We start from the raw sequence: 26,191 nt of genomic DNA, 5'->3' as shown, positions 1-26,191 counted from the left end.
AGAGGTCATGAAAGCGCCGCTGGTAACCATCCTGTGCCTGTCCGCCGCCGTTTGCGGCTCCGGCGCCGCCGAAACCGCGGCCGACCCCGCCGCCCTCAACCGGGAAGCGTATCTCTTGGGGCAGAACGCCCGGCAAGCCGAACTCTCGGGGGACCGGGACCAGGCGTTCGAGTACTGGCGCCGGGCGGTTTCCTCCTACGACCGGCTCCGGGGGGAGTTCCCGGATTGGAACCCGGTCGGGGTGGCGGCCCGCCGCGCTTCGGCCCGGGCCTCCCTGGAGCGTTTGAGCGCCGAACTCTACCCCATACCCGAGGGATATATCGAACTCGGGCCCGGGCTGACCCGGGAGGGGAAGCGCTACAACGTGGGCAAGGCCCTGGCGCCTTCGGTCAAGCCCCTGGGGGAGGGGCGGTACGAGGTCAAGGGATTTACCGTCACCCTGAGCGAATTCGGCGTCCGCTCCGCCGTCGCCTGCGATTGCCCCGATTTCAAGTATCGGGGGGCGAAGTTCGGTTTCCCCTGCAAACACATCTGGGCGGTTCTGATCTCCCTGGGGCGTCCCGAAGCGCGATGAACCGGATCAGAGTCCTACCCGAATCGGTCATCAACAAGATCGCGGCCGGAGAGGTGGTGGAGCGGCCGGCGTCGGTGGTCAAGGAATTGCTGGAGAACGCGCTCGACGCCGGGGCCGGGGATGTCAGGATCGAAATCGAGGGTTCGGGGTCCCGCCGGATCTCGGTCGCCGACGACGGCGAGGGGATGGACCGGCACGAAGTTCTCCTGGCCCTGGAAAGACACGCGACCAGCAAGATCGAGTCGTTCGAGGACCTGGAGTCGGTCTCGACCCGGGGGTTCCGGGGAGAAGCGCTCCCCAGCATCGCCGGGGTTTCGGTCCTGGAAATCGTCTCCCGCCCTTCCGGAGAACTCTCCGGAACCCGGGTCCTGGTCGAAGGCGGAACGGTACGGGATTTCGGCGAGGCCGGGGCCCCCGCGGGGACCAGGGTGACGGTCCGGCGCCTGTTTTTCAACACCCCGGCCCGGCGCAAGTTCCTGAAATCGAGCAAGACGGAGTGGGCCCACATCCTCAGGGAAGTCGTCGCCCGGTCGTTGGTCGAGCCCGGAACCTCCCTGCGCCTGGAACACGACGGCCAGGAGATCCTGGCCCTCCCGGCGGCGGATTCCCTGCGGGAACGCGTCGCCGACCTCTGGGGCCGCGAGGGGATGGAGGCGATGCTCGAAATTTCCGGGGAAGCGGAGGGGATGGCGGTTCGAGGCTGGCTGGAGTCGCCCGCTTCCGACTCCTCCCCCCGCCGCGGCCTCTTCCTCTCCGTCAACGGCAGGCCGGTGCACGACCGGACGGTTCTGAGCGCCGTGCGCGAAGCCTACGGCACCCGCCTGGCCGGCAAAGGGCTCCCCTCGGGGTGCCTGGAAGTGTCGCTCGATCCCCTCGACGTCGACGTCAATATTCACCCGGCCAAACGGGAAGTCAAATTCCGCCGTCCCCCGGCGGTGCGGGGCCTGGTGGCGGAGAGCGTCGCCGCGGCCCTGCGCGGGCGCTCCGGGGTTTTCAGCCCCGGTTTCCCCGGCGGGAGGACGCTGTTTCCCGAAGCTCGTCCGCGGCCGTCCGCGGACGGGATCGAAGAGAGGAAACAAGAGGAATGGAGCTTCGCCCCGGCCCCCGGTTCCGCGCCTGCCCCCGCCGGCCCGGGAGCGGCCCCTTTCCGGGTGATCGGCGTCGCCCGCGATTCCTATCTGCTGGCGGAGACGGCGGAGGGCCTGCTGGCGATTGACCAGCACGCCGCCCACGAACGGATACTGTTCGAACGGTTCGAAGACGCCCTGGGGGCGGGCCCGGCGGAGGCGCAGCAGCTGCTTTCCCCGCTGCGCCTGGACCTGGAACCCGCGGCGGCGGAGAACCTGCGCGCCCACCTCGGCCTTCTCCGGGAGATGGGGATCGAAGTCGAGGAGTTCGGCGGGGACTCGTGGGTGGTGACCGCTCTCCCCCCTCTCCTTGCCGGCCGGGATCGGGAAGGGCTGGTTCTGGACGTCCTCAGGGAAGCGGGGGAATGGGAAGGGTCCGTTCCCGACCCGCGCCGGGAAATCGTGGCCAGGCTGGCCTGCCGGGCGGCGGTCAAGGCCTGGGAACGGTATCCGGGCGCCCAGGGCGAAACCCTTCTCGCCGATCTCTACGCCTGCCGGGAACCGGGTTTCTGCCCTCACGGGCGCCCGACCGTGCTCACGTTCGGCTGGAAGGAACTGGAAAAAAGATTCGGGAGAAGCGGATGAATATACGTACCGGCCTGACCGCCGCGGTCCTGGCGGCCGCGGTCTTTTTCGGCTGCGGCCGCGAGCGCGATCAGCGACGCATCCAGGACGTTTCCGGCACGGTGGTCGCGGTCGGCGACCTGGAACCCGATGGGGGGGGAGACCGGGGGCTCTGGCTCTTCTACGATTCCCTGGGGCGGCGCACCGCCAGCGGCTACTACGTGGGGACGCCCTGGAACGGGGAATCGCCGCCCGTCGGCGCCTCCGTCCCCCGGGAGGGCCGGGAAGGGAAATGGACCTTCTGGTACCCCGCCGGGAGTCCGGAGTTCGAAGGCCAGTACCGGGAAGGCCGGGAGGAAGGTTTTTTCGTCTGGTGGCACCCCAACGGGGAAATCGCCCAAAAGGGGAATTTCGTCAACGGCCGGCGTCAGGGGGAATGGGAGTCCCGGCACGAAAACGGCCATCCCGCCTGGACGGGGAAGTTCGTCGACGGCCGGGAGGACGGCAGCAGCACGGCTTACCACCCCAACGGCGTCGTCGCCCGCAAAGGCGCTTTCATCGCCGGGCGTCCCGAAGGAGAGTGGACGGGATTTTACGGCAACGGACGGTTACGGGAGGAAGGGAAATACGAAGACGGTCTCCGCGAGGGGTTGTGGACTTTTTTCGACCGCCGCGGCGCCGTCGTCGGCCAGGGGTTTTTCCGGGAGGGCCGCGAGAACGGGGAATGGACCGTCTATACCGCGGGGCTGAAGCTCCAAGGGAGTTACCTGGACGGACACCGGGAAGGAGAGTGGATTTCCTGGAAGGGTCAGACCGAGGTTTCCCGGGAGACGTTCTCGATGGACGCGCCCCTGGGCATGGAACCGGCCACCATCACCAGGCGCGACGCCAACGGGGAGCTGCTCAGCCAGCGGAACGGTTATCGGATCTTCGGAGAATGGGTCGACCACGGAACCTGGATCGGCTGGTACCCCGGGGGCCTGAAGGCGGTCGAGATCCATTTCCGTCACGGCGTGCCGGACGGAATCTGCCGCCTGTATTACAACGACGGCAGCCGGATGTGCGAAGGCGCGTACGAGGGCGGACGGCGGGAAGGGGTCTGGAAGATCTGGAACCGCGAGAACAAGCCGATCCAGACGGCCAAGTTCGACCAGGGCGCCGCGGTTTCGGAAAAGCCGTTTCCGGAACTGATCAACCCCATCAGCGGGGAACCGCTTCCGTGAACCGGTTCCCGGTCCCGGTAGTTCTGGGCCAGACCGCGGTGGGCAAGACCGAGGCCGCGGTGGAGGCCGCCTGCGCGCTGCGCGGGGAGATCGTCTCCGCCGACGCCATGCAGGTCTACCGCCAGATGAACCTGGCCACGGCCAAGCCCACCGCCGAACAGCGCCGCCGGGCGCCCCACCACCTGGTGGACATCCTCGACATCTCCGAGCCCTACAGCGTCGCCCGCTTCCGGAACCTGGCGCTGGACCTGATCCTGGAGATCAGGCGCCGCGGCCGCCTCCCCCTGGTGGTGGGCGGATCGGCCCTCTACATCAAGGCCCTGGTCGACGGCCTCAGCGCCGGCCCGCCCCCCAACCCCGCGTTCCGCAAGCTTCTTCTGGAACAGGAGGAAAAGGAAGGGCACGGATTCTGTTTCCGCCAGCTCATGGAAGCCGATCCCGAAACCGCCCGCCGCCTCCACCGCAACGACATCAAGCGGATCGTCCGGGCCCTGGAAGTGATCGAAACCACCGGCCGTTCGATTTCCAGCCAGCAGGCCGACTGGGCCCGCGCCTCGGAATCGTCGCTGTGGGAAGGGCCGGAAGAGGGCGGATTCGAGCGCGACGGCGACGGGGAAGTCCTGATGCCCGAATACGCGGAACACCGTCCCCGGCCCCGGGGCGACTACCTCCTGATCGGTCTGCGCCGGAACCGTGAAGACCTTTACGCCCGGATCGACCGGCGGGTGGAGAAGATGTTCGCCGCCGGGCTGGTGGAGGAGACCCGCCTGCTCATCCGGGAAGGCGCCCGCGACCACCGGGTGGCCTGGCAGGCTCTGGGATACAAGGAAATCGAAAAGTACCTCTCGGGCGAATGCACGCTCGACGAGGCCCGCGACCGGCTGGCCGCCGCCACCCGTCATTTCGCCCGGAGACAGATGACCTGGTGGCGGCGCGATCCGCGCATCCGCTGGCTGGAAATCGCCCCCGACGAGCCGGCGGCGGCGGTGGGGGGGCGGATCCGCGACCTGGTGCTGGGGCGGGAGGAACCATCGGTTTCGGAAGGAGACGGCGGTGCCGCATCGAGGGGATCGGGAACCGCTCGGGGGTGAAGCCGAGGCGCGCCCGGGAGCCCTCCTGGTCGGTCTGGAGCTGAGGGCCCGCGACCGCCGGGAAGTGGACGAATCCCTGAACGAACTGGCGCTGTTGGCCGCCACCGCGGGCTACGGCGAAGCGGGGCGGAACGTTTCCCGGCGCGAGCGCCCCCACCCGGCCACCTTTGTGGGGAAGGGGAAGGCGCGGGAGATCGCCGCCGAGGCGGCGGCGGCTTCCGCGGCCGCGGTCATCTTCGACGACGAGCTCACCCCGACCCAGGTCAACAACCTTTCCGAGTTCACCCGGGCCCGGATCATCGACCGGACCGAGTTGATCCTGGACATCTTCGCCGCCCGCGCCCGAACCAGCGAAGCCCGGCTCCAGATCGAGCTGGCCCGGCTTACCTACCTTCTCCCGCGCCTGGCCGGGGCCTGGAGCCACCTCAACCGGCAGCGGGGCGGGACCGGGGGGACGCGGGACGCCGGCGAGAAACAGGTCGAACTCGACCGCCGCCGCGCCCGGGACCGGATCCACCGGCTGCGGAAGCAACTGATCGAAGTCGGGAAAACCCGCGCCGTCCAGCGCGGCCGGCGCGCCCGCCGCGAAGTCCCCACGGCGGCCATGATCGGCTACACCAACGCCGGCAAATCCACGCTCTTCAACGCCCTGACCGCGGCCTCGGTCCCGACGGCCGACCGGCTCTTCTCCACCCTCGACCCCACCACCAGGGCGGCGGAGCTGCCGTCGGGCCGGCGCGTCCTCTTCAGCGACACCGTCGGCTTCATCCGCAAACTTCCCCACCACCTGGTCGACTCGTTCCGGGCCACCCTGGAGGAAGTGCTCGAAGCCGACGTGCTCCTGGAGGTTCTGGACGCTTCCCACAGCCTGATCCGGGAGCGCAAGGCGGCGGTGGAAGAGGTTCTCAAGGAACTGGGGGCGGACGACAAGCCCAGGATCGTGGTTCTGAACAAAACCGACCTGGTCCGCGACCCCTTCCTGGTCAACGAACTGAAACTGACGTTCGGATCCGGGATAGCCGTCTCCGCCCGGGAGAAAACGGGGTTGGACGCTCTCCTGGCCGAAATCGAGCGGGTCCTGGGAGAGGATCGAAGGTTCTGCCGCCTGGTGGTCCCCCAGGGCCGGGCCGACGTGATTTCGCTGCTCTACCGCGAAGGGGAAGTGAAAAAAACGGATTACAACCCCGGCGGCGTTTACGTGGAAGCGATCCTGCCGCTGCGGCGCCTGGAATCGGTCCGGGAGTTCATGCTTCCCCCCCCGCCGCGTTCGTGACGCGTCCGGAGCGCCCCGCGGACTCAGTTTATAGTTGCGCAACGTCCTGAGGCTGCTATATTTTTGATCGCACCATCGTGCGTGTGAAATAACACCAGGAGGCGGACATGATTTTCAATAAAGTCCTCGGGATGTTCTCGGCCGACATGGGAATAGACCTGGGGACGGCCACCACATTGGTATTTGTCAAAGGCAAGGGGATCGTGCTCAACGAGCCTTCGGTGGTTGCCATCCAGAAAGGTACCAGCAACGTCCTGGCGGTGGGGGAAGAAGCCAAGAACATGCTGGGACGGACCCCGGGCGATATCGTGGCCACGCGCCCCCTCAAGGACGGGGTTATCGCCGATTTCGAAGTCACCCACGAGATGCTCCGCTATTTCATCCGCAAGGTCCACAACCGCAAGGCGTTCGTCTTCCCCAGGGTGGTGGTGGCGATACCTTCCGGCATCACCGAAGTCGAGAAGCGGGCGGTCAAGGATTCGGCGGAGCGGGCCGGAGCCCGCGAAGTCCATCTGATCGAAGAGCCGATGGCCGCCGCGATCGGAGTGGGGCTGCCCGTCCAGGAACCGGCGGGGAACATGATCGTGGACATCGGAGGGGGGACGTCGGAAGTGGCGATCATCTCCCTGGCCGGGATCGTCTTCAGCCGCAGCGTCCGGGTGGGAGGGGACGAGATCGACGAGTCCATCATCAGCTACCTCAAGCGCAGCTACAACCTCCTCATCGGAGGCCGGACCGCGGAGATGATCAAGATCAACATCGGATCCACCTATCCCCTGGAAGAGGAGATGACCATGGAAGTCAAGGGCCGCGACCTGGTCGCGGGGCTGCCCAAGACCATGAGCATAACCTCGGAAGAAATCCGCGAAGCCATGGCCGAACCGATCTCGACCATCGTGGAGGCGGTCCGGGTGAGCCTCGAGCGCTGCCCGCCGGAACTTTCGGCCGACCTGGTCGACCGGGGAATAGTTCTGGCCGGCGGCGGCGCCATGCTCCGGGGGCTGGATCGCCTGCTGGCCGAGGAGACCGGTCTTCCGGTCCAGGTAGCGGACGATCCCATCAGCGCGGTCGTGATCGGTACCGGGAAGGTGCTGGACGAACTCAGCCACCTCCGGAAACGGATCACGATCCATCGCAGCCTGGAGCGGTAATCCTCCCCTTCCGCCGTTCCCGCCGCTCGGCCCCGGGTCGGGTTGCGCCTGACCCGGCGCGGGCGTTTTTTGCTATAATCCCGCGTGAGATGGAACACGATCGCCTGGAACAACGAAACCCGGTCCCCCGAGGCGTCCCGGCCCGCCGGGGCGGAACTCGGCGATGAGCGCCGAATTCCGGTCCAACCGCAGCCTGGCGGTCCCGGCGGCGGTGGCCCTGGGCCTGGTGGTGCTCCTCAGTCTCTCCGCCACGGTTTCGACCGGGATCCGGGAAGGCCTGGGCGAGATTTTCCTCCCGGTCCAGCAGGTTCTCCACCCGGTTTTCTTCCGTGCGGGAGCCGTCGTCACCGGGATCGGAAGGGTGATCGACGCGGTCGGCCGCAACTTCGAACTGGAGGAGGAGAACGCCTTCCTGGCCCGCGAGGTGATCAGGCTCAGCGAGGTCGAGAAGGAAAACCTGCAGCTGCGCGACCTCCTCGATTTTCAGCAGGCGTCGCCCTACCGGACCCTGGGTGCGCGCGTGGTCGGCCGCGACATCAGGCACTGGTACCAGGCGGTGACCATCGACAAGGGGACCCGCCGGGGGGTCAGGGTCGGGGCCGGGGTGGTGACCGGGAGGGGCGTGGTCGGCCGCGTGATCGAAGCCGGGGCGGGAAGCGCCCGGGTCCTGCTGCTCATCGACCCCAACTGCAGGGTCGGTTCCATGATCCGCTCCAGCCGGGTTCCCGGCGTCGCCGTCGGCGACGGCGAGGGGGGGTGCTCGCTGGAGTACCTTTCCCGCCAGGCGCAGATCGGGGAAGGGGAACGGGTCGTGACTTCGGGGCTCTCCGGCACCTTCCCTTCCGGGATCCCGGTGGGGACGGTGACCGCGGTCGAATCCGAGGAACACGGACTCTACCAGTCCGCGCGCGTGGCTCCGGCCGTGGAATTCGAAAAACTCTACCGGGTGCTGGTGCTGCTGGAGAACGGGGAGTGAGGCGGCCGGGGGGATGACGGCGTCGGGTTACAGGGTGCGGCGGGCGATCTACCGGGTGGAATCGCGGCAGGAGCTGCGCCTGCGCCTGGGGCTGATCGCCGCCGCGGCGCTGCTGGCGTCGGTGCTGGTCGAATCGGGGCTGGGCGCGGTGCCGGGGCTGTTTCGCTTCCGTCCCGACCTGCTCTTGATCTCCGCGGTCTGGTGGACGGTCAACAGCCGGGGCTCGGGCTGGGCCGCGATCGCCCTGGCGGCGGGTTTGCTCAGGGACGTCTTCAGCGCGGGACCGTTCGGGCCGGGAATGGTGGAGATGGTGGCGACGTGCTGGGTGATTTTCATGGTCAGCCGACCCCTGGTCCGCCACCGGCCCCTGGTGGAGATCGTCCTGGCGGCGTTCGCGGCCGTTCTCAGCCAGATCGTCTACTACCTGCTCCTGGAAGTGTTCTCCCACCCTCCCGCCTTCGCCGCCGCCTGGCGCACGGCCATCTTTCCTCATTTCTGGCAGACGGCGGCGGCCGCCCCCGTCTGGCTCTGGGCGACGGGGAGGATGTACTCCGTCTTTTCCGGGGAGAGGAGGAGGTAGCCGTGGTCGACCCCCGCACGGAAACCCGTTTGAAAATCCTGATCCTGGCCCTGGGGATCTGCTGGTCGGCGCTGCTGGTCTTCCTCTGGTACATCCAGGTGGTCCGGGGGGCCGAATACGAGGAGCTTTCCACCGGCAACCGCACCCGCCAGGTCCGGCTGCCCGCGCCCCGGGGCCGGATTTACGACAGAGGGGGGACGGTGATAGCCGACAACCGCCCGGGGATGGAGCTGTTCGTCAACCTGCCGGAAGTGATCGACCGCGAGCGCCTGGTCTCCAAACTCGCGGCCATCCTCGAACTCGATCCGGCGGAAGTCCGCCGGCGCCTGGCCGCCTTCCGGGAGAGGCCCTACGAGCCGGTCCGGGTGGCGACCGACATCGGCCTGGAAAAAGCGGTCGCAATCTGGGAACAGGCCCCGCTGCTGGAGGGAGTCGTGGTCCAGGCGAACCCCCTGCGCAACTATCCGCTGGGGGAAGAGACCGGGCACCTGACCGGGTACACCGGGCAGATCAGCCCGCAGGAACTGGAACGGCTCCAGGACGAGGGCTACCATCCCCAGGACGATATCGGGAAGGCCGGGATCGAGGAAGCCTTCGACCGCGAGCTCAAGGGCGTTCCCGGGCGCCTGCGCCTCCAGGTGGACGCTCGAGGGTACCGGGACCGGGCCCTGGAGCGGGTTGCCCCGGTCCCGGGGAACGATCTTCACCTCACCGTCGACGCCCGGGCGCAGGAGATACTGGAAGACCTGATGCGGGACTATACCGGGGCGGCGGTGGCGATGGACCCCCGCAACGGCGATATCCTGGCCCTGGTCAGCAAGCCCGGCTTCGACCCCAACCGGTTGGTCAGACCGGTCGACGCCGCTTATCTGTCCGAAATCTTCGCCGATCCCCGCGCGCCCCTGGTCAACCGGGTCATCTCCGGGGAATACCCCCCCGGCTCTCCCTTCAAGCTGGTGGTGGCGCTGGCCGGCCTGACCTGGGGCGGGATCGACCCGGAAAAACGGGTCGAATGCAACGGCTTCATCCAGATCGGCGAGGGGACGTTCCGTTGCTGGAAACCCGGCGGGCACGGCGAAGTCAACCTGGAGGAGGCCATCAAGGGGTCCTGCAACGTTTACTTCTACCGTTTGGGGCTGGAGATGGGGGCCGACCGCCTCCGCCGGATGGCCATGATGCTGGGAATGGGACGCCGCAGCGGGATCGTGCTCATGGGGGAGAAGTCGGGGCTGCTGCCGGGAAAGACCTGGAAACGGCAGGTCTTCGGAGAGCCCTGGTACCCGGGCGACACCGCCAACTTCTCCATCGGCCAGGGCTTCCTGCTGGTCACCCCCGTTCAGATGGCCGTTTTCTGCAGCGCCATCGCCAACCGGGGCACCGTCTACCGTCCCCGGCTGGTGACCGAGGTCACGTCCCCCCGGGGAGAAATCGTCGCCGTCTACCCCCCGGAGACGGCGATGGAAACCCTCATCCCCCCCCAGGCCTGGGAACGGGTGGCCCGGGGGATGTACCGGGTCGTCAACGACCCCGGGGGCAGCGGTCGTGCCGCCGCCCAACCCGACATCGCCGTGGCCGGGAAGACGGGGACGGCCCAGGTGGGAAGGCCCCCCGATTACGAGGATACCGCCTGGTTCATCTGTTTCGCCCCCTTCGAAGCTCCGCGGGTGGTGCTGGTTCTGCTTCTGGAGAGGGCGGGCTCGGGCGGGCACCAGGCCGCCCCCCTCGCCGGACAGTTCATCCGGAGGTTCTTCCGCCTGCCGGCGCCGGAAAACCGTGAGGGGGCCCCGTGAGGGCGGCCCGGTATTTCAAGAGCATGGACTGGTGGCTGACCGCGGCGGTGGCGGCCCTGCTCGCGATCGGAACCGGGTTCATCTACAGCGCCTCGTTCCGGTTGACCCATTCCAGCGGCGTCGACTACATGCAGCGCCAGGTCATCTGGCTGGCGATCGGCCTGGGCCTCTACCTGGTTTTCTCCGGGATCGACTACCGGCGCCTGGTGGCGGCGGCTCCCGCCGTCTACCTGGTTTCGATCCTCCTTCTCGTGTTCATCCTGGCGGCGGGGGAGAGCCGGTTCGGGGCGCGACGCTGGATCCAGTTGGGCCCCTTTACCCTCCAGCCCTCCGAATTCGCCAAGCCGGCCCTGGTCCTGATCCTGGCCTGGCACTTCTCGAGCAAGTACGTCTACTCCGCCCGGCTCGGGTATTTCTTCGCCCCCCTGGTGCTGGCGGCGGTCCCGGCGCTGCTTATCCTCAAGCAGCCCGACCTGGGCACGGCCCTGGTCCTGGTCCCCTTGGTGGCGGGGATGGCGCTGGTGGCCCGGGTGAGGATAGCTTTCCTGGCGGGGGCGGCGATACTGGCCGCCGCCGCCGCGCCGGCGGGATGGATGACGCTCAAGGAATACCAGAAAGAACGGGTCCGGGTCTTTCTCGATCCCGGTCTCGACCCCTACGGGTCGGGGTACACCGTGATCCAATCGAAGATCGCCATCGGTTCGGGGCGGCTGACGGGGAAGGGGTGGTTGTCCGGAACCCAGAACATGCTCAACTTCCTGCCCGAGCGCCAGACCGACTTCATTTTCGCGGTTCTGGCGGAGGAGTGGGGCTTCGTCGGGGGCGCGGCGGTGCTCATGCTTTACGCCCTGGCGGTGTTCAGGCTCTACCGGATCGCCACGGTTTCCCGCGACTTCATGGGCACCGTCCTGGTCTCGGGGTTCATGGTCCTTTTCTCGACCCACGTCATCGTCAACGTGGGCATGACCATGGGCCTCCTGCCCGCCACCGGCCTTCCCCTGCCGCTGTTGAGCTACGGCGGTTCGGTGACGGCGGCGACCATGGCCATGCTCGGCATCTGCCAGAGCGTCTATATCCACCGCTACTATTACTGAGGTCTCCGGCGATGACATCGACAAGGAAACGGGACGGCGAGGCGGGGGCGGCGGTCGCGGGCGCCGCCGGATTTCTGCGCGACCCCGCCGTCATCGCCCGGGTCCTGGAAAAACGGGTCCTCCCCTTCGTGGACCGGCCCGGGCGCTATATCGGAGGGGAGATCAACGCCGCCCTCCCCGGTCCTCGCCCCGAGGTACGGGTTCTGCTCAGCTATCCCGACCTGTACGAGGTGGGGATGAGCAACCACGGGCTCAGGATCCTGGCCGAGACGGTGCGCTCGACGGGGTTCGCCGGCGCCGAGCGGGCCTTCGCCTTCCGGGAGGACATGGCCGCCGCCGCCGCCCGGGAGGGAGTTCCGCTCTATTCGCTCGAGTCCCTGACCCCCGCCGCCGATTTCGATCTCTGGGGATTTTCCCTGCAGGCTGAACTGACCTACACCAATATCCCGGCCATGCTCGAAGCCGCGGGGCTGGCCCCGGCCGCCGCTTCCCGGGTGTGGCCCGGGGCCCCGCTCCTGGTCGGGGGCGGGGTGGGGGCCTATAACCCCGAACCGCTCTCCCGGTTCTTCGATCTCTTCGTGATCGGAGACGGAGAGGAGCCGCTGGCGGAGATCCTCGAATTCTACCGGGTGCGCCGGAGTCGTCCGGGCGCGGACAAGGAGGGTTTCCTGGCCGAACTGGCCGCCGCGGTGCCGGGCGTGTACGTTCCCTCCCTCTACCGGGAAACCAGGGACGGGGAAGGGAACTTCGCCGGGCTTCGCCCCCTGCGGCCCGGGGTTCCCGCTTTCGTGCCCAAACGGGTCTTGAAGGATCTGGGAAAATCGCGGGTCGCGCGCCCGCCCGTCCCCCTGGTGGACGTGGTCCACAACCGGGCCGTGGTGGAGATCATGCGGGGCTGCGCCCGCGGCTGCCGCTTCTGCCAGGCGGGTTGGGCCGGGCGCCCGGTCCGGGAGAAGGCCCCCGAAGCCGCGGCGGCCGAGGCGTTGGAACAGACCGAGGCCACCGGGTGCGACGAAGTTTCGCTCCTCTCCCTCTCCAGCGGCGATTACCGCCGCATCGACGGGCTTCTCGAACTGCTCTCGCCGCTTCTGGCCGAGCGGGGCGTGGGGATCTCCCTCCCCTCCCTGAACGCGGCCTCGATTTCCGAGACCATCTTCCGCCAGCTCAGGCGCGTGCGCAGAAGCGGAATCACGCTCGCCCCCGAAGCCGGGTCGGTCCGGATGCGGAAGGCGATCAACAAGGACCTGGCCCCGGAAGTCCTGGACGGGGTGGTGCGGCAGGCCAAAGAGCAGGGGTGGCGCCTGCTCAAGCTCTACTTCATGATCGGACTTCCCGGAGAAAGGGACGAGGACGTCGAGGCCGTGGCCGCAGTCGTCGACCGCCTTTCCCGGTGGGGGGGGGACCTCAACGTCACCGTCTCCAACTTCGTGCCCAAGGCCCAGACGCCGTTTCAGTGGGCGCCCATGAATTCCCCGGCGGAGCTGGCGCGCAAACAGGCGCTCCTGCGCTCGCGGATCTCCTCGCGCCGGGTCAAACTGAAATTCCGGGACCCCCGCATGAGCTTCGTCGAGGGGCTGCTCGCGGTCGGCGGCCGGGACGCGGGGCGCCTTTTGGAGGAAGCCTACCGGCGCCGGTGTCTTTTCGCCGATTGGCGGGAACATTTCGACCCGGCGGCCTGGGAAGAGGCGGCGGAGGCTTCCGGGCTCGAGCCCGAGCGTTTCCTCTTCTCTCCCCGCGACCCGGACCGGCCCCTCCCCTGGGCCCACATCGGGGGAGGCGTCCCCGGCGAGGTCCTCCTCAGGGAGTACCGCCGGGCAGAGGAGGCTTCCCGGTGAGACTGCGCCTGATCTATTCCCGGGAAGGGCTGATCCGTTTCACTTCCCACCGGGACACGCTGAGGATCTTTTTCCGGGCCTTCTCCCGGAGCCGGGTCCCGGTGTGTTTTTCCGGCGGCTTCAATCCCCACCCCCGGGTGGAGTTCTGCCCGCCCCTGAGCCTGGGCATGGAAGGCCGGGCCGAGGAGATGGACCTGCGCCTGGAGTCGCCCGTCGATCCCGCGGTTGCGGTCGAGGCGATAAACCTGTATCTTCCCCAGGGTTTGAGGGCGGTTTCGGGGCGTCTCCTCGCCGAGGGGTGCCCGAAGCTGGGGAAGGAGCTGGAGGGAGGCATCTACCTGCTCTTCCCGGAAGGCCCGGCCGCACCGGAGCCGGGAGCGGTGGAACGTTTCCTGGGCGCCGAGCGGGCGCCGTACGTCAGGAAGAAACCCGATGGAGACAAAACGATCGATGCCCGACGGGGAGTGGCCCGGGTGGAACTCGCCGGCGGGAATGACGATATTCGCATGGAAATGGAAATACTTTTCGCGGGAGGGCCACGCCCGGTGGAAGTCCTCTCGCTCCTGACCGGTATTCCCCCCGGGGAACTGGCGGGCGTCCGTATCGTCCGAACCGGATTCAGGAGGAAGCCGGCGGCCGCGGTCGCGGCGCCGGCGAAGGAAGAAGGTTATGAAGAAACAGATATTGATTGAATGCCATCCGCGGGAAACCCGGGTGGCGGTGCTGGCCGAAGGCCGGCTGGAGCAGTTTTTCCTGGAGCCGGGGGAGCAGCAGAGCCCGCTCGGCAACATCTACAAGGGGAAGGTCTGCAGCATTCTCCCCAGCCTGGGCGCGGCTTTCGTCGACATCGGCCTGGAGAAGAACGGTTTTCTCTCCACCTCCGAGACCGTCGAGTCCTCGACCCTGCGCAGCGCCTTCGAGGACGACGACGAGGACGGGAACCAGCCGCGGAAGGGGGAGGTGGCCCGCGCCGAAAATTCCTCCACCATCGAAAAACTGCTGCGCAAGGGCCAGGACCTGCTGGTGCAGGTGGTGAAGGAACCGATCGGAGCCAAGGGCGCGCGCCTCAGCACCCAGATCAGCCTTCCCGGACGGTTCCTGGTGCTGATGCCCCACGAGAAGCGGATCGGGGTGTCCCGCCGCATCGTCGATCGGGGAGAACGGGTCCGCCTGCGCAAGCTCATGCGTGAGATCGGGTTCCCTCCCGACATGGGGGTCATCGTCCGCACCGCGGGTTTGGCCGCGAACAAGCGGGCCCTCAAACGGGACATGCGCTACCTGCTCAACGCCTGGAAGGAGATCCGCGACCGGGAACGGAAAGTCGCCGCCCCGGCCCTGGTCCACGAGGAGATGGACCTGGTCATGAAGAGCATCCGCGACTACCTGCTCACCGACATCGACCGGATCGTGGTCGATTCTCGTTCGGAGTTCAAAAAGATCTCCGACTTCGTGGGCATGGTCTTTCCCGCCGCCCGCGAACGGATCGCCTTTCACAAAGAGAAGATGCCGCTCTTTCAGAAATACGGCCTTTCCGAGGAAGTGGAGAAGCTGTTTCTGCCCGTCATCAACCTCAAATGCGGCGGCCACCTGGTCTTCCAGCAGACCGAGGCCCTGGTCTCCATCGACGTCAACACCGGGAAAAACCGCGGGACCGGAGACCAGGGGGAGACCATCCTGCAGACCAACCTGGAAGCGGCGGAGGAGGTGGCCAAACAGCTGCGCCTGCGCAACGTCGGGGGCATCATCGTCATCGACTTCATCGACATGGACTCCAAGGGCCACCAACGCAAAGTCATGAACGCTCTGCTCAAGGAGTTGAAAAAGGACAAGGCCCGGACCCGGGTCTATCCCTTCTCCGACCTGGGGTTGGTGGAGATGACCAGGCAGCGGGAACAGGAGAGCTTCCTGCATAAGCTCTACGAGATATGCCCCTGCTGCCAGGGGCAGGGCCTGGTCAAATCGCTCCCCAGCCGGGGGCTGGAACTGGAGCGGCTGCTCATGTCAGCTTTCAGCAAGCAGCCGAGAGTGCGCCAATTCCGGATCGAAGCGCACCCCCACCTCGCCCGCTACATCCTGGAAGAAGGGTGGGAGAATCTCCGCCAGCTGGCCCGGGCCAACCGGATCCGGGTCACCATCGCCGACAACCACGACCTTCAGTTCGGGGAGTACATCGTTTGGGCCCTGACCCGGAACGGACAGGAAAAAGTCTGACCGGGCCCCGGAAAAAGCGCCTTGACACCGCCTCCCTCACCGTCTATATTCCCCCGTCCGAATCCACGAAGGAGAATTCAGATGAAATGCGCCGTTGTCGAAGTAGCCGGAAGGCAGTTCCTGATCCGGGAGGGCGAGACCATTAACGCCCCCCGGCTCGGCGCCGCCGCCGGCGACGAGGTGGTTTTCGACCGCGTCCTGCTTTTCTGGGACGGGGAGGAGATCCAGGTGGGCCGCCCCTACCTTGAAGGTTTTTCGGTGGGAGGGACCATCTCCGAGGAAGCGCGCGGTCCCAAGCTGGTGGTCTTCAAGTTCAAGCGCCGCAAGGGATACCGCCGCAAGAGAGGGCATCGGCAGGACATACACCGGGTTCAGGTGACCGGGATCGCCGCGCCGGGGGAAAGCAGCCCGGCGGCCGAACCGGCCGCGGCCCCGGCCGAAGCCGGGGAATAGAACCGACGAAGGAGGAAGGCCGTGGCTCATAAAAAAGGAATGGGGAGTTCCCGCAACGGCAGGGAAAGCCACTCCAAGCGGTTGGGAGTCAAGCGCGGCGACGGGCAGTTCATCCGGGGCGGGACCATCATCATCCGCCAGCGGGGAACCAGGATCGCCCCCGGGGCCAACGTGGGCCGAGGCAAGGACGACACCCTTTTCGCCCTGGTCGACGGCACGGTGGCCTTCGAGACCCGGGCCGGGAAAAAGCTGGTTTCGGTTCGTCCCGGGGTCTCCAGCTGATCCGGTTTGAAGAAAACCTTCATCGACAGGGCCCGGATCACGGTTAAGGCCGGCGACGGGGGCAACGGCTGCATCAGCTTCCGCCGGGAGAAGTATGTTCCCCGGGGAGGTCCCAACGGCGGCGACGGCGGCCGCGGCGGCGACGTGGTTCTGGAAGCCAGTTCCCAGGTTCCGACCCTGATCGATCTCTACTTCCGTCCCAATCTGAGGGCGGAGCGCGGCGGCCACGGCCGGGGCAAGAACCAGCACGGCCGCGGTGGCGCCGACCTGGTCATCAAGGTACCCCGCGGGACCATGGTCCGCGACGACTCCTCGCGGGAAACGATCGCCGACCTGGTCGAGGACGGCCAGCGCCACCTCCTGGCCCGCGGAGGCCGGGGCGGACGGGGCAACGCCCGGTTCGCCACTTCGACCCGCCAGGCGCCCCGGTTCGCGGAAGAGGGGGGAGAGGGAGAGGAGGGGATATTCTGGCTGGAACTGCGGCTGATCGCGGACGCGGGCCTGGTCGGGTACCCCAACGCCGGCAAGTCCACCCTGATCTCCCGGCTCTCCCACGCCCGGCCCCGGATCGCGTCCTACCCGTTCACCACGCTGACCCCGGTCCTGGGAGTGGCCGAAGACGACGACCTGCGCACCCTGACCCTGGCCGATATCCCCGGGCTGATCGAAGGCGCCCACGCCGACGTCGGACTCGGCCACGACTTCCTCCGCCACATCGAACGGACCCGGCTGCTGCTTTTCGTCCTGGACATGGCCGGAGCCGAGGGCCGGGACCCCCTGGACGATTTCCGGCATTTGCGCGAGGAATTGAAGCTGTATAATCCCCTGTTGGAACAACGGGAATTTCTGGTCGCCGCCAACAAGATGGATCTGCCCGGGGCCGCGGCCAACCTGGAACGGTTCCGGGCGGAAGCCGGGGTGCCGGACTCGAAGATCTACCCGGTCTCGGCCCGGGAAGGAACGGGGCTGGACCGGCTGAAACCGGCCCTGTTCGCGGCGGTCGAAGCCGCCGCCCCGGAAAGCGGGAACCAGGCGGGGAAACCGTGATGGAAACGAAACAAGCCCGACGGCAGCTGGCCGGGGTCCGCCGGATCGTGGTCAAGCTGGGGACCTATCTGCTCACCGGGGACCAGACCTGCCTCGACACCGCCCTGATCGAAAAGATCGTGGAACAGGCGGTGGCCTTGAGGAGGAAGGGGCTCGAGCTGATCCTGGTCACCTCCGGAGCGGTCGGGGCCGGGGTCCTGGAACTGGGGCTGCGGCAACGGCCCTCGGATATCCCCATGCTTCAGGCCGCGGCCGCGGTGGGCCAGACCGCGCTCATGCACCTCTACCGGAGCCTCTTCCGGGAGCGGGGCTTCTCGGTCGGTCAGATTCTGCTCACCCGGGAGGACATCGACCACCGCCAGCGCCACCTCAACGCCCGCTACACCGTCGAAACCCTGCTCCAGCAGGGGGTGGTCCCCATCGTCAACGAGAACGACACCGTGACCGTGGAGTCGCTCAAGTTTTACGACAACGACTACCTGGCCGCGCAGCTGGCCAACCTGGTCCGGGCCGACCTCCTGATCGTCCTCACCGACGTCGACGGCCTGCTCGAACCCCGGGAAGGGCCCCGGAAGGAATGGGCCCGGGTCCCCGTGGTGAAGAAGGTCACTCCCGCGATCATGGAAATGGCCGGCGGCAGCGCCAAGGAACATTCCCGGGGAGGGATGCGGAGCAAGCTGGAAGCGGCCCGGATGGTAGCCCGGGCCGGCGGCCTGGCGGTGATCGCCAACGGCCGCCGCCCCCGGGTGCTTTCCGACATCGTCGAGGGAGAGGACGTGGGCACCCTCTTTCTCTCCCCCTTCTCCCAGGTTCGGCGCCGGAAATGCTGGATCGCCTTCGCCCGGGTCCGCCGGGGCTGGCTGACCGTGGACGACGGCGCGCGCCGCGCCCTGGCCGAGCGGGGGAAAAGCCTGCTGGCTTCGGGGATCACGGCGGTGGAAGGCGTTTTCGGGCCCGGAGACATGGTCGGCCTGCGCACCGAGGACGGCCTCGAGTTCGCCCGGGGGCTGGTCAACTACAGCGCGGAAGACGTCGGCCTGATCAAGGGGAAGCAGACCTCGCAGATCGGCGAGGTCCTGGGGGGCTACGCCTACGACGAGGTCGTCCACCGGGACAACCTTCTGGTCCTCTAAGCCGGTCCGGCCGCGGGCCGCGGCCGTTTTTCCGAGTTTCCGATGCCGCCCGGGCGGCGGGGATAAACGGTGAAAATCGCCCGGGGAGAGTGTAGGCTTACCCCACAGCGGCCGGGAGAAGGCGCCGGCCCGCGAACAACCGACGAGGAGGAGCACGTGGATTGCGAAACCTATGCCCGCGAACTGGCCCAGGCGGCTCGCCGGGCGTCGCGCCGGGCGGCGGTCCTGGACACGGAGACCAAGAACGAAGTTCTGGAAGCGATGGCGCGCCGCCTGGAAAAAAGCGCCGAGCGCATCGCCGCGGCCAACGTTCTCGACCTGGAAGCCGGCCGTGAAGCGGGGCTGAGCGCCGCGATGCTGGACCGGCTGGAGATCACCCCCCGGCGGCTGGCGGCCATGGCCGACGGCCTGCGCCAGGTGGCGGCGCTCCCCGATCCGGTGGGAAAAACCATCGACGAACGCGTCCGTCCCAACGGCCTGAAGATAACCCGGGTCCGCGTTCCCATCGGGGTCATCGGCATCATCTACGAGTCCCGGCCCAACGTCACCGTGGACGCCGCCGGCCTCTGTCTCAAGTCCGGCAACGCCGTCATCCTGCGCGGGGGCAAGGAAGCGATCCGGACCAACCGGGTCCTGGGGGAGATACTGGGGGAGGCCCTGGACGAGGCCGGCATCGATCCCGCCGTCGTCCAGGTGGTCGCCGTCGCCGACCGGGAAGTGGTGAACCGGCTTTTGAAGATGGACGCGGAGATCGACCTGATCATCCCCCGGGGAGGGGAAGGGCTGATCCGGGCGGTGGTGGAGGAGTCGACCATCCCCGTGATCAAGCACTACAAGGGGGTCTGCCACGTCTACGTCGCCGCCTCCGCCGATCAGGAGATGGCGCTGGAGATCGTGGACAACGCCAAGACCCAGCGGCCCGGGGTCTGCAACGCGGTCGAGACCGTGCTGGTGGACGCCGCCTGCGCGCGGGAATTTATGCCCCGCCTCGCCGAACGCCTGGGAGAGAAGGGGGTGGAACTGCGGGGGTGCGAACGCACGCGCGCGATCGTTCCCGGAATCGTCCCCGCCTCCGAGGAGGACTGGCCCCGGGAGTACCTGGACCTGATCCTGGCGGTCAAGGTGGTGGACGGGGTCGACGAGGCCGTGGATCACATCGCCCGCTACGGTTCCGGGCACACCGACGCCATCGTCACCCGCGATCCGGAAGAAGGCGAGCGCTTTCTCTCCCGGGTCGACTCCTCCTCGGTATTTCTCAACTGCTCGACCCGGTTTTCCGACGGCGGCGAGTTCGGGCTGGGCGCCGAGATCGGGATCAGCACCGACAAACTCCACGCCCGGGGGCCGATGGGATTGGAAGAACTGACCACCTACAAATGGGTCGCCCGGGGTGAGGGGCAGCTGCGCGGGTAAGAGCGAAGGTGCGGGCGGTTCCCGGCGACCCCGCGCCGGGGTGCTGGGGGGAACCTTCAACCCCGTGCACGAAGGGCACCTGGCCGTGGCCCGGGCGGCGTCCGCGCTCCTGGACCTGGATCGGTTGTTTTTCATCCCCGCCTCCTTCCCCCCCCACAAGCGGCCTTCCGGCCTGGCTTCCGGGGAGGACCGACTGGCCATGCTGCGCCTGGCCGCGGCGGGCGTTCCCGGGTGGGAGGCCCTCGACCTGGAACTGGCCCGGGGCGGGGTCTCCTACAGCGTGGACACGGTGGCGGCGCTGAAAAAAATGCTGGGCGAGGAGACGGAACTGTTTCTTATCATAGGCGCCGACAACCTGGACGGGATTTCCCGGTGGCGGCGGATCGAGGACCTGGTACGCTGGTGCCGGTTCGCCGTGGTGACCCGGCCCGGCTTCGCCCCGGAGCCGGGAGGGGCCGACGACCGGGAATGGGCCCGGCGGATCCTGGCTGCGGGCCGGGGGCGGCTGATCGAGCTGTCGGCGCCGGTCTCCTCGACCGAGGTCCGCGCCGCCGCTTCCCGGGGGGAACCGCTGGAGGGCCTGGTCCCCCCCGCGGTGGCGGCCTACATCGAAAAGCGGGGTCTCTACCGGGAGCCCGCGAGCAAGGAGTAAACGGAACGGTATGGCCAAGAAAATGGAACCATGGATGAAGGAAGCCCTGGGGCGGGCCCGGGAAGCGGCCGCCGCCGCCGAGGAGAAGAAAGCCTCCGAGATCGTGATTCTGGACATGCGCGGGCTCTCCTCGATCACCGACATCTTCGTGATCTCCGGCGTGCAGAACGAACGGCAGCTCAAGGCGGTGGCCGACGCGGTCGAGGAACGGCTGGGGGGAGCCCGCCGCCGGAGGCTGCGCCGGGACGGGGCCGGGGGCACCCCCTGGATCGTGATGGACCTGGGCGGGGTCCTGTTTCACATCTTCATGGAGGAGGAGCGGCGCCGCTTCGACCTGGAGCGGCTCTGGGGCGACGCCCCCCGTCTTCCCCTCAAGGCCCGCGTCCGGAAGAAAAAGGCGGAAAGGGACCAGGGGAAAGGGACGTAACCACCGCCCCTCCTGAACCCCGAACCCTGGAGAATTCTGCACCTGATTACTCTGATTAACTCTGAAAGGGAAAGAATTCAGAATACAGAATTCAGTATTCAGTAGCCCCCGCCCTAACCCCCTGGAGAATTTCTTCCACAGATCTGCCTGCCGCAGGCAGGTTTCACAGATAGTAGAGAAAGAGGATTCAGGTTTGATTTTCTCTATGCTCCATGCTCTATGCTTTTTACATGTCAGCCATGTAGGGGGAAGGCTGAAGGAGGGAGCAGGGAGAGGCCGAGGTGGAGTGGTTCTACACTATGCTCCATGCTCTATTCCCTATGCTTTTCACAGGTGCAGAAAACTTCTCGGCTCCCAGAATGAATAACGAGACATCTGTGAAACAACCTCAAGAAGAAAACGTTTTTGCCGATCGGATCCGGGACGTGCCGCGGTCGTTCATCCGCGAAATCCTCAAGGTGGCCCTGGACCCGGAGGTGATCTCGTTCGCCGGCGGCCTGCCCAACCGCGCCCTCTTCCCGGTGGAGGCGCTCAAGGCGGCGGCCGCCCGGGTCTTCGACGAGCAGGGAAGGGACGTTCTCCAGTACGGCAACTCCGAGGGAGATCCCCGCCTGCGCGAGTACATCTCGGACCGCTACCGGGAAAAGATGGGCCTGGATATCCCGGTCGAGAGCATTCTCATCACCAGCGGCTCCCAGCAGGGGTTGGACCTTCTGGGGAAGACCCTCCTCAACGAGGGCGACGCCGTGGTCATCGAGGAACCGGGGTACCTGGGCACCATTCAGGCCTTCTCCCTCTACCGGCCCGAGTTCCTCCCCGTCCCGGTCTCGGAGGAGGGGATGGACCCGGAGGGGCTGCGCGCCGCCCTGGCCCACCGTCGGCCGAAGCTGCTCTACGCCGTGCCCAACTTCCAAAACCCCTCGGGGATCTCCTACAGCGAGGAGAACCGCCGCGCCCTGGCGGAGGTGCTGGCGGGGACCCGGACCTTCCTGGTGGAGGACGACCCCTACGGCGACCTGCGGTACGAGGGCGAGCCCAAGCCTTCATTCCGAAAGCTTCTGCCCGGGAACACGGTGCTGTTGGGGTCCTTCTCCAAGATCGTCGCTCCCGGCTTCCGGCTGGGCTGGATCGCGGCTCCGCCGGACCTCATGCACAAGCTGATCACGGCCAAACAGGCCACGGACCTGCACACCACCCACTTGATCCAGGGGATCGTCTATCGGTACCTCCGGGACAACGACCTCGACGAGCACATCCGGACCATCCGGGAGGTCTACGGCCGCCAGTGCCGGGCGATGAAGGAGAGCATCAAAAAACACCTTCCGCCCGAGGTCGGGCACACTCATCCGGAAGGCGGGATGTTCCTCTGGGCCGAGTTGCCGGGGCGGATGTCGGCCCTGGAGCTGTTCGAGGTGGCGGTCAAGGACAAGGTCGTCTTCGTCCCCGGCGACCCCTTCTACGTCGCTAAGACCGGGACGAACACGATGCGGCTGAACTTCTCCTGCGTGGACGAAGCCACCATCGACCGGGGCATGCAGAGACTGGGGAGAGCGATCCGGGAGCTGAGCGGCGGCGAGTAGTCCTCTCGCCATGTTGACATGGAAAGAAGCAGAGGGCAGAGAGCACGAACCCTGGGAATTCTGCACCTGATTAACTCTGATGAGGGAAGGATTGGGAAAGAACCATGAAGGACATGAAGTGCATGAAGGGGGCGGGGAAGCAGAGTGCCGGGCCCTATGCCCCATGCTTCTCTTCCTGAACCCTGAACCCCGAGCCCCGAATCCCGAACCATGAACCCTCTTTCCGCCGGTTTAAGCTGTTGAAATCCGCCGGCCCCCTCTCTATAGTCCCTTCAACCACGCAGGGATGAAAACCATGAAAAAGAAAATTAAACCGGCCAGCCGGACCCGGAACGTCTCCTACGCCGTTCGGGACGTGATCGTCATCGCCGACCAGGCCGCCGCCTCCGGCATGGAGATGACCTATCTCAACATCGGCGACCCCAACAAGTTCGACTACCGGACCCCCGACCACATCGTGGAAGCGGCGTTCCGGGCCGCCCGCGGCAACTTCAACAGCTACGCACCGTCCTCGGGGATACCCGAGGCCCTGGAGGCGATCGAGCGCGACCTGGCGGATAAGCGGATCCCGGCTCCCCTCTACACCTTCATCGGGACCGGGGCTACCGAGGTGATCGACATCAGCCTCACCTCCCTGGTCGAGGAAGGGGAAAACGTCCTGGTCCCCTGCCCGGGGTACCCGACCTACAGCGCCATCCTGGCCAAGCTCAAGGCCGAGAGCCGCCCCTACTACCTCGACGAGGAGAAAGAGTGGCAGCCGGACATCGAGGAGATCCGGGGGTTGATCGACGCCAAAACCCGGGCGATCATCCTCATCAACCCCAACAACCCCACCGGGGGATATTACGGGAAAGAGATCGTCCAGGGCCTGGCCGACCTGGCCGAGGAGTTCGGGATCGTCCTCTTCTCCGACGAGATCTACGACCGCCTGCTTCTCAACGACCGACCCTTCGTCTCCCCGGCCGCTCTCAACCCGCGGGCCCCGGTCATCACCATCAACGGGCTCTCCAAGAATTACCTGGCCCCGGGATGGCGCCTGGGGTGGGGGGCCTTCACCGGGCCCGGAGACCTGATGGAGGAGTACATCGAGGCCGTGCAGAAACTGGTTCGGGCGCGCCTTTGCGCCAACCATCCCGAGCAGTGGGCGATCCCGGCCGCTCTCGGGGAAGGGCAGGAGCACCTGCATGAGGTCAGGGCCAAGCTCGTGGCCCGCCGCGACCTGGCCATGGACATACTCAACGCCTGCCCGGGGATCAGCTGCGTCCGGCCGGAAGGGGCGTTTTACGCCTTTCCCCGGATCGAGATAGAAGGGTCGGACCGGGAGTTCGTCACCGGCCTCATCCGGAAGACGGGCGTGGTCGTGGTGCCCGGCTCCGGTTTCGGCCAGGCTCCCGGGACCAACCATTTCCGGCTGGTCTTTCTCGCGCCCGAGGATATTCTCGGGCCCGCCTGCGAAAAGATCGTACGGTTTTACCGAGGATACCCCGGGGCCCGTCCCCCAGCCTGAAGCGTCCCGGGCCCGGGGAAAATAATGAATAAATTTCCGGCCCCGCCGTCAAATAGATATATGTAACCGGGAGGGTTTCATGAAGCAGCGCTGTTTGATCTGGGCCGCCGCGGCGGCTTTCTCCGCGGGTGTCCTGCACGCCGAACCGGCGTGGCGGAGGGTGCTTCCCCCTCCCGGCGCCGACCTCTACGGAGTGTGGTGCCCCTCGACCGCTTCCGGCTGGGCGGTGGGCGACGGCGGCACGATCCTGCGCTATGACGGGACGGATTGGATCCGGGAGGGAACCGCGCCCGACGCCGATTTCCGGGCGGTCTGGGGAGCTTCCACCGATTCGGCCTGGGCCGTGGGCAGAAACGGCCGGATAGCCCGCTTTCAGGGTTCGGGCTGGACCGAGGTCAGCAGCGGTACCGAACTGGACCTCTACGCAATCTGGGGCGCGAACGACGGCGACATCTGGGTGGGAGGGGATTCCTATCTTTTCGGGCACTTCGACGGGGGCTCCTGGCAGATGCAGACCATGGATGTGCCCCCGCTGCCCGAGAGCGCCGTGCGCTCCATATCCGGGACCCTCCCCGACAACCTCAACGCCTTCGGCCCCATGGACTGGTTCCCGGTCAGCCTCGACCCCCCGGTTTACGAACCCTGGGCGGCGATCACCCATTACGACGGGGTCGATTGGCAGATTTCTACCTTCATCCGCAACTGTCCGGTGATGCGCTGTTCCTTCGCACCTCAGAGCGAAGCCGTCGTCGCCGGCGGCGACGGCGGAAGATTCCTCATCGGGATGCCGCCGAACTGGATGAGCTTGACCAGCCCGGCCGAGGGGGCGGTCACCGGGATCTGGACCGACCTGAACGTCCTTCAGGGGGTGGGGAGCGGAGGCGTCTGGCTCTATCTCGAGGGGGGGCACTGGTCGTGGGCCTATGCCGGCACCCGGGAAAACCTCAACGCCATGTACTCGACCACGGACGGCCCGCGCTGGGCGGTGGGGGGGAACGGGATCGTCGTCGGCTACGATACCGAGCGCGCTATCCCCTGGTGGGTCCCCTACAATCCGGTGACGGGGGATACGCTCCGCGATGTCTGGGGCGGCGAAGGCGTTTACCGCGCGGTCGGAGAAGCCGGGACCGTTCTCGCCGGCGACGGTGATTCCTGGACGGTGATGACGGTCCTCTCCGATTCCAAGCTGCTGAGCGTCTGGGGCACATCCCCGGAAGATTTCTGGGCCGCCGGGGAGTACACGGGCGGCGCCGCGACCTCGGGAATCATCTGGCACTACGACTCCGGTTCCTGGCATTCCCCGGTGATATGGAACGATCGGCCCGTCAACGGGATCTGGGGCTTGGGTCCGGACGACGTCTATGCCGTCTGCCCCAACGGGACCGTGGCTTATTACGACGGCTCGTTCTGGAATTACATGACCAGCGCCTACTCATCGCCGATCGCACTGTACGACATCTGGGGAACGGCCCCGGACAATCTCTGGGCGACCGGCAAGAACACCGCCGCCGACTACGGGGTGTTCTGGCATTACCAGGGGGCGGACTGGGTCGAGACGACCACGTACGGGGCCTACCGTTCCCTCTGGGGGGACGGATCCGACAGCATCTGGGCGGCGGGAATGCCCGCGGAGGACATCTTCGTCGGTCTGATCGGTTATTATGACGGGGTTTCCTGGGAACTCCAGACCTACAGCCAGCGGGGGATCTTCTACGGTCTCTGGGGCGGGTCCCAGACCGACGTCTGGGCGGCGGGGGGGAACCCGGTGCTGGGCTGCACCTCCGTCATCTACCATTGGGACGGAAGCGCCTGGTCGGACGTAACCACTACCGGCGACTCCGCCCTCTACGGAGTTTCCGCATCGGGGAGCGGAAGCCTGGCGGTCTGCGGCGCGGCGGGGAGCGTATTCCTGCGCGGCGCCGACGTCACGCCTCCGCGCTATCCGCCGGCTGCCGACTTCGACGGAGACGGGACCAGCGATATCGCCCTGTACCGTCCCTCGACCGGGGCCTGGCTGGTCCGGTCGACCACCCGGGCCTTCTTCGGCGATCCGTCCGATCTGCCCGTTCCCGCCGACTACGACGGGGACGGGACCACGGACGTCGCCGTCTACCGCGCGCAGCAGGGGAAGTGGCTGGTCCGCGGCGGGCTCACGGCCTGGTTCGGGAACGCCGACGACTCCGCGGTTCCCGCCGACTACGACGGGGA

The 26,191-nt window shown here is 67.1% G+C and carries 23 protein-coding genes; all 23 read left to right on the top strand.

Annotation, left to right across the window (positions count from 1 at the left end):
- Positions 1-7 precede the first annotated feature (7 nt).
- Positions 8-574: an SWIM zinc finger domain-containing protein gene (locus PLZ73_07105; GenBank protein HOO77640.1), complete on the top strand. Its 567-nt coding sequence runs from the start codon at positions 8-10 to the stop codon at positions 572-574.
- On the top strand, positions 571-2,286 hold the full coding sequence (gene mutL / locus PLZ73_07100; protein ID HOO77639.1) for a DNA mismatch repair endonuclease MutL: 1,716 nt from the start codon (positions 571-573) through the stop codon (positions 2,284-2,286). Before PLZ73_07105 ends, mutL begins: the two co-directional genes overlap by 4 nt.
- Positions 2,283-3,488: a hypothetical protein gene (locus tag PLZ73_07095; protein ID HOO77638.1), complete on the top strand. Its 1,206-nt coding sequence runs from the start codon at positions 2,283-2,285 to the stop codon at positions 3,486-3,488. Before mutL ends, PLZ73_07095 begins: the two co-directional genes overlap by 4 nt.
- Positions 3,485-4,579, top strand: coding sequence for a tRNA (adenosine(37)-N6)-dimethylallyltransferase MiaA (gene miaA, locus PLZ73_07090; GenBank protein HOO77637.1), 1,095 nt, complete (start codon positions 3,485-3,487; stop codon positions 4,577-4,579). Before PLZ73_07095 ends, miaA begins: the two co-directional genes overlap by 4 nt.
- Positions 4,542-5,852 carry a GTPase HflX gene (hflX, locus tag PLZ73_07085; GenBank protein HOO77636.1) on the top strand — a complete coding sequence of 437 codons (1,311 nt, stop codon included), beginning with the start codon at positions 4,542-4,544 and terminating at the stop codon, positions 5,850-5,852. The genes miaA and hflX overlap by 38 nt, the downstream gene beginning before the upstream one ends.
- A 107-nt stretch (positions 5,853-5,959) precedes the next feature.
- Positions 5,960-7,003 carry a rod shape-determining protein gene (locus PLZ73_07080; protein HOO77635.1) on the top strand — a complete coding sequence of 348 codons (1,044 nt, stop codon included), beginning with the start codon at positions 5,960-5,962 and terminating at the stop codon, positions 7,001-7,003.
- A 163-nt stretch (positions 7,004-7,166) separates the two neighbouring features.
- Positions 7,167-7,979, top strand: coding sequence for a rod shape-determining protein MreC (gene mreC / locus PLZ73_07075; GenBank protein ID HOO77634.1), 813 nt, complete (start codon positions 7,167-7,169; stop codon positions 7,977-7,979).
- Positions 7,980-7,992: 13 nt separating this feature from the next.
- The gene (gene mreD, locus PLZ73_07070) at positions 7,993-8,559 is read left to right on the top strand and encodes a rod shape-determining protein MreD (protein HOO77633.1); all 567 of its coding nucleotides are present in this window, start codon (positions 7,993-7,995) and stop codon (positions 8,557-8,559) included.
- 2 nt (positions 8,560-8,561) lie between these two features.
- Positions 8,562-10,349 (top strand): penicillin-binding protein 2, encoded by a 1,788-nt coding sequence (gene mrdA / locus PLZ73_07065; protein ID HOO77632.1) that lies wholly within the window; start codon positions 8,562-8,564, stop codon positions 10,347-10,349.
- Positions 10,346-11,443 carry a rod shape-determining protein RodA gene (gene rodA, locus PLZ73_07060; GenBank protein HOO77631.1) on the top strand — a complete coding sequence of 366 codons (1,098 nt, stop codon included), beginning with the start codon at positions 10,346-10,348 and terminating at the stop codon, positions 11,441-11,443. The genes mrdA and rodA overlap by 4 nt, the downstream gene beginning before the upstream one ends.
- 11 nt (positions 11,444-11,454) lie before the next feature.
- Positions 11,455-13,278, top strand: a complete 1,824-nt coding sequence (locus PLZ73_07055; protein ID HOO77630.1) for a TIGR03960 family B12-binding radical SAM protein — start codon at positions 11,455-11,457, stop codon at positions 13,276-13,278.
- Entirely contained in the window at positions 13,275-13,970 is a 696-nt protein-coding gene (locus PLZ73_07050; GenBank protein HOO77629.1) for a TIGR03936 family radical SAM-associated protein, read from the top strand. The genes PLZ73_07055 and PLZ73_07050 overlap by 4 nt, the downstream gene beginning before the upstream one ends.
- Positions 13,948-15,489, top strand: coding sequence for an Rne/Rng family ribonuclease (locus tag PLZ73_07045; protein ID HOO77628.1), 1,542 nt, complete (start codon positions 13,948-13,950; stop codon positions 15,487-15,489). The genes PLZ73_07050 and PLZ73_07045 overlap by 23 nt, the downstream gene beginning before the upstream one ends.
- Positions 15,490-15,570: 81 nt before the next feature.
- Positions 15,571-15,942, top strand: a complete 372-nt coding sequence (rplU, locus tag PLZ73_07040) for a 50S ribosomal protein L21 (GenBank protein ID HOO77627.1) — start codon at positions 15,571-15,573, stop codon at positions 15,940-15,942.
- A 21-nt stretch (positions 15,943-15,963) separates the two neighbouring features.
- Positions 15,964-16,224 carry a 50S ribosomal protein L27 gene (gene rpmA / locus PLZ73_07035; GenBank protein HOO77626.1) on the top strand — a complete coding sequence of 87 codons (261 nt, stop codon included), beginning with the start codon at positions 15,964-15,966 and terminating at the stop codon, positions 16,222-16,224.
- 6 nt (positions 16,225-16,230) lie between these two features.
- A complete protein-coding gene (gene obgE, locus PLZ73_07030) occupies positions 16,231-17,271 on the top strand; it encodes a GTPase ObgE (GenBank protein HOO77625.1) in 1,041 nt (346 codons plus the stop codon).
- Entirely contained in the window at positions 17,271-18,404 is a 1,134-nt protein-coding gene (proB, locus tag PLZ73_07025; protein HOO77624.1) for a glutamate 5-kinase, read from the top strand. The genes obgE and proB overlap by 1 nt, the downstream gene beginning before the upstream one ends.
- 156 nt (positions 18,405-18,560) lie before the next feature.
- Positions 18,561-19,817, top strand: a complete 1,257-nt coding sequence (locus tag PLZ73_07020) for a glutamate-5-semialdehyde dehydrogenase (protein HOO77623.1) — start codon at positions 18,561-18,563, stop codon at positions 19,815-19,817.
- On the top strand, positions 19,795-20,469 hold the full coding sequence (gene nadD / locus PLZ73_07015) for a nicotinate-nucleotide adenylyltransferase (GenBank protein HOO77622.1): 675 nt from the start codon (positions 19,795-19,797) through the stop codon (positions 20,467-20,469). The genes PLZ73_07020 and nadD overlap by 23 nt, the downstream gene beginning before the upstream one ends.
- A 10-nt stretch (positions 20,470-20,479) precedes the next feature.
- Positions 20,480-20,896, top strand: coding sequence for a ribosome silencing factor (gene rsfS / locus PLZ73_07010; protein ID HOO77621.1), 417 nt, complete (start codon positions 20,480-20,482; stop codon positions 20,894-20,896).
- A gap of 377 nt (positions 20,897-21,273) precedes the next feature.
- Positions 21,274-22,476: a PLP-dependent aminotransferase family protein gene (locus tag PLZ73_07005; protein HOO77620.1), complete on the top strand. Its 1,203-nt coding sequence runs from the start codon at positions 21,274-21,276 to the stop codon at positions 22,474-22,476.
- 295 nt (positions 22,477-22,771) lie between these two features.
- On the top strand, positions 22,772-23,983 hold the full coding sequence (locus PLZ73_07000) for an aminotransferase class I/II-fold pyridoxal phosphate-dependent enzyme (GenBank protein ID HOO77619.1): 1,212 nt from the start codon (positions 22,772-22,774) through the stop codon (positions 23,981-23,983).
- 79 nt (positions 23,984-24,062) lie between these two features.
- The coding region (locus tag PLZ73_06995) for a hypothetical protein (GenBank protein ID HOO77618.1) at positions 24,063-26,191 on the top strand (2,129 nt) is incomplete at its 3' end.

This window comes from bacterium (assembly GCA_035380285.1).
Classification (GTDB): Bacteria; Auribacterota; Erginobacteria; order Erginobacterales; family DAOSXE01; genus DAOSXE01.
This window is presented reverse-complemented; position numbering and strand designations above follow the sequence as displayed.

What these genes read in the sequence shown, in the direction of transcription:
- PLZ73_07105 (HOO77640.1), top strand. Translation starts at nt 8, where the DNA reads ATGAAAGCGCCGCTGGTAACCATCCTGTGCCTGTCCGCCGCCGTTTGC.
- mutL (HOO77639.1), top strand. Translation starts at nt 571, where the DNA reads ATGAACCGGATCAGAGTCCTACCCGAATCGGTCATCAACAAGATCGCG.
- PLZ73_07095 (HOO77638.1), top strand. Translation starts at nt 2,283, where the DNA reads ATGAATATACGTACCGGCCTGACCGCCGCGGTCCTGGCGGCCGCGGTC.
- PLZ73_07080 (HOO77635.1), top strand. Translation starts at nt 5,960, where the DNA reads ATGATTTTCAATAAAGTCCTCGGGATGTTCTCGGCCGACATGGGAATA.
- mreC (HOO77634.1), top strand. Translation starts at nt 7,167, where the DNA reads ATGAGCGCCGAATTCCGGTCCAACCGCAGCCTGGCGGTCCCGGCGGCG.
- mreD (HOO77633.1), top strand. Translation starts at nt 7,993, where the DNA reads ATGACGGCGTCGGGTTACAGGGTGCGGCGGGCGATCTACCGGGTGGAA.
- PLZ73_07055 (HOO77630.1), top strand. Translation starts at nt 11,455, where the DNA reads ATGACATCGACAAGGAAACGGGACGGCGAGGCGGGGGCGGCGGTCGCG.
- PLZ73_07045 (HOO77628.1), top strand. Translation starts at nt 13,948, where the DNA reads ATGAAGAAACAGATATTGATTGAATGCCATCCGCGGGAAACCCGGGTG.
- rplU (HOO77627.1), top strand. Translation starts at nt 15,571, where the DNA reads ATGAAATGCGCCGTTGTCGAAGTAGCCGGAAGGCAGTTCCTGATCCGG.
- proB (HOO77624.1), top strand. Translation starts at nt 17,271, where the DNA reads ATGGAAACGAAACAAGCCCGACGGCAGCTGGCCGGGGTCCGCCGGATC.
- rsfS (HOO77621.1), top strand. Translation starts at nt 20,480, where the DNA reads ATGGCCAAGAAAATGGAACCATGGATGAAGGAAGCCCTGGGGCGGGCC.
- PLZ73_07000 (HOO77619.1), top strand. Translation starts at nt 22,772, where the DNA reads ATGAAAAAGAAAATTAAACCGGCCAGCCGGACCCGGAACGTCTCCTAC.